Source organism: Komagataeibacter intermedius TF2 (assembly GCF_000964425.1).
Lineage (GTDB): Bacteria > Pseudomonadota > Alphaproteobacteria > Acetobacterales > Acetobacteraceae > Komagataeibacter > Komagataeibacter intermedius.
On sequence record NZ_BANF01000231.1, the window covers coordinates 1 to 3,277 of the forward strand.

Annotated in this window: 4 protein-coding genes; 2 read left to right on the top strand and 2 right to left on the bottom strand. The window is 52.3% G+C overall.

Annotation, left to right across the window (positions count from 1 at the left end; genetic code table 11):
* Nucleotides 1-145: 145 nt before the first annotated feature.
* Entirely contained in the window at nt 146-514 is a 369-nt protein-coding gene (locus B7449_RS16580) for a helix-turn-helix domain-containing protein (RefSeq protein WP_048883855.1), read from the bottom strand.
* A 431-nt stretch (nt 515-945) separates the two neighbouring features.
* On the opposite strand from B7449_RS16580, the gene B7449_RS16585 reads away from it, so the two are divergent.
* Together B7449_RS16585 and B7449_RS16590 are read left to right on the top strand one after the other, a co-directional pair.
* Nucleotides 946-1,629, top strand: a complete 684-nt coding sequence (locus B7449_RS16585; RefSeq protein WP_019091453.1) for a hypothetical protein — start codon at nt 946-948, stop codon at nt 1,627-1,629.
* Nucleotides 1,622-2,407, top strand: a complete 786-nt coding sequence (locus B7449_RS16590; protein WP_223846567.1) for an RES family NAD+ phosphorylase — start codon at nt 1,622-1,624, stop codon at nt 2,405-2,407. The genes B7449_RS16585 and B7449_RS16590 overlap by 8 nt, the downstream gene beginning before the upstream one ends.
* A 2-nt stretch (nt 2,408-2,409) precedes the next feature.
* Here B7449_RS16590 and B7449_RS16595 read toward each other — a convergent pair whose 3' ends face one another.
* A complete protein-coding gene (locus B7449_RS16595; RefSeq protein WP_048883856.1) occupies nt 2,410-3,066 on the bottom strand; it encodes a DUF433 domain-containing protein in 657 nt (218 codons plus the stop codon).
* Nucleotides 3,067-3,277 lie beyond the last annotated feature (211 nt).

Below are 3,277 nucleotides of genomic sequence, written 5' to 3' on the forward strand. Positions count from 1 at the left end.
TGGATGGCAAAGGCCCGAGAATTCTCGACCCAGGCCGGATCATAGGTGAAGGTCGAAAACTGCCGCGGACCTGCCTGCGTGAAACGCAGTTGACCCACGGGAGTCAGGCTGTCGCCAAGAACGACATGGGCGCTGAAATCAGGCATCAGAACGAAGCACCGTCCAGATCAATAACATCCGTTCTCCCATGCGCGGCCTTATCCTTGTCCTGCTGCCTGCGTAACGTGGTCGCGGAAGTTCGGCCTCGACGAGGCTGACGTTCAGCAGCCAACGCCAGTCCCAGATCGTCCTTGCGGATATCAATCAGGTCGGCCAGCCGGTCCAGAAGACCAAGCACGTCGGCCAGAGTGCCGATCCCAACACCGGAATCTCCCTTTTCCAGGCGCGCGACAGAACTTGCTGACGTGCCGGTACGAACGGCCAGATCGGCTATCGCCATGCCGCGCCGAAGGCGCGCGCCACGAAGGTCATGGCCAAGTTGTTCAAGAGCCAAGTGAGATTTGGGTGAGCCCATGACTATAATTCATATTTGACATACAACACGCCTTATACCGTCATATGTGACCTTCTGCGAACTCTGGCACCCGCCTTTTACGGCACCGTTCCTACCAGCAGTCGGCTCCTCGCGTAGAAAACTGTGTCCGCACTCCCCACCATAGTGCAGGTGCGTATAAAAAAGAGCGCAGATCCGCCACCCTGCTCCCGGCGCAGCATCGGTCTTCAAGGCACCAAATTTGCCTTCAATGCTGCCCCAGGCCCCGTTCGTTCCCATATTGCCCGAAGCCCTTACGCGTGCCTCAATCGACTTCGAACTCGCCACCTCACAAGTGGTGTTAGGCCTCGCCTGCTGCATCACCCGTCGCGGAACGATCACCGCCACGCACCATCATTGACTAGGTAGGATATCTATATATATATCTATCCATCATATCCTAGGAGGGAATCATGGTCGCAGTCCCAAATCGAGAAATCACGAACACCGGCATTAAGCCGATAACTGGCTCTGTTCGTGAAATTCGCGACAGTCTGCAGGATACAGACAACAATCAATTCGTTGTTTTTCAACTTGCACATGCCAATAAAAGCACCGCATCGGCATTTGCAGAGGCCGTTCGGCTTATTGCTCCCCTGATCATTGATCGGCTTGCCATTCATAAAACAGCGACCCTCAAGAAGCTTGTTGATGCACTTGTTCCGGCTGCGTCTCCTCCCGAGCACCTCATTACTGAGGCACGCATGAACGCAGATGCTCGGCAAACGGTTCTTGAGAGCGCAGAGTGGATCAGCGCTGTTCAACTATCTGAAATTGCAGGTTTCAAAGGCCAAAATGCCAGCGCCCAGCCAAACAAGTGGAAACGCGAAGGAAAAGTTTTTGCTTTGCGACATGACGGGAATGATCTGTATCCGGCGTATGCACTCGACCGCGACATGCAATACCGCCCAATCAAGGGACTTGTCCCAATTCTAAAGGTGTTCAAAGGCAAACTGGATGCATGGGACATTGCAATCTGGTTTGCGTCAGCAAACAGCTTTCTTGGCGGCACGGCTCCTAAGGATTTACTTAAAAGTGCGCCAGAGCGCGTCTTAGCGGCTGCAGAAGACGAAATCGCAGGTGTGCTCCATGGTTAAACCGAGGCGGCCAACTCAGCCAAAGTCTCGTAGCACCGCACATTCCGGCACAACGAAGATATCCACATCTCGCGCAAAACCGAAGACGACAGAGTCACCGTCGACCCCGCCTGTCGCCGTCACAGCAACGTCCCGCACAATCCCGCGTCCCCCTCCAGACCTTAATGCTCTCGTAAAAAAAACGATTTGGTCGGCAGACAAGACAATCCACCGCATCCATCCTGAGACTTACGGAGCAAATACGTTCAATCCTGGTCCCCGAGGAAACGCCCGATTTAGCCCGATCATTGATGCAAATGGTATATCCATTCCGACCATTTATGGCGGCACGACGTTAGAATGTGCAGCCATGGAGACCGTCTTCCATGATGTTCCCCATGAGCCAGGACTGAAGACCGTTGCAAAGCGAAAGCTAAAGAACCATCAATATTCACAACTTCAGTCCTCGACTGACCTCACGCTTGCAGATCTTAGCAGCACAGCCTTGCGCAAGCTCGGTATTCCACGTGTTGATCTCATTGAGACTGATAAGGATATATATCCTCAAACGCGCAAGTGGGCCGAAGCCATTCACGCTCAGTGCCCAGACGTTCAAGGTTTAGAGTGGGTGTCGCGTCAGGACGACCGTGCGCGCGCTATCATCCTATTTGGAGATCGCTTGCCACCAGATCCATTGAGCAGCATTGCACCTTCGGTCGATATCGTGGAAAATGAAGACACTTATGCGGCTCTAGTCGAGTTAGCCGAGACCATCGGTGTCCAGATCACTGGGAAGTAATATCATTCTTTTGCCGATTCAGCTCCAGTCTCTATGGCATCAAAAATACCCATCTCTGCCAATGCACCAGCCGCCCGCCGAAAACTCCGGACCGGATATGGACGCCCAGGTTTGGGATAAGCCTCCGTGTAAGCAATAGCAGATTCAATCTGTTCCTCGGTCAGGGTCGGATAGTCCGCTTTGATCTCCTTGATTGTCTGTCCCTGTGCGAGGGCAGCAACACGATAAGCAGATATATCCGTTCCCTTTATAACAGGATCAGTCCCATCCTCCTCCAATATATTTTTCTTGGCGTCGAGGAGTTTCTTGTATTTGGATAGAAAATTACGATGAATTTCGGTAATATTGGCTTTAAAAGGACCAAAGCTTACGGTTCTGGCTTTTGCTTCATTTTTTTTGAAGGCCTGATACAGCTTCCGACGCCCCATCGGAGTTAGATCCGCATGCATCTGCTTTTCAAGCGCCAGAAACAACAACTCCGAGAGCCCGATCTTTCGTACCCGCCTACGCCCCTTCCCCACACCGTGAACCGGCATGTCCTCTTCCGGCTCGCTGATCTTCTCTACTTCCCCACGATCAATCGCCCGGTTGATATCCTTTTCCGACATCCCGATCAGAAACTGCGCTTCGCGTAGGGTAACGGGCTGGATTTCTATCATGTGCGCCTCCAATGTATCCCATAATAGGGAATAGTTAGAATATATCAAGTCGTACGAAGCGCCTGCCGTGGCCCTACCGGTCAATTTGGCGAAAGAAAATCCCAAAGAAGACTCGAATCTGCTCTCAAAACCTGCATGAAATAAAAAGCAACGCAGCCAATTTTTGTTGCAGCAGTCGCAAGATGATCTTCGAAGCTTCTCCCGTTATCCG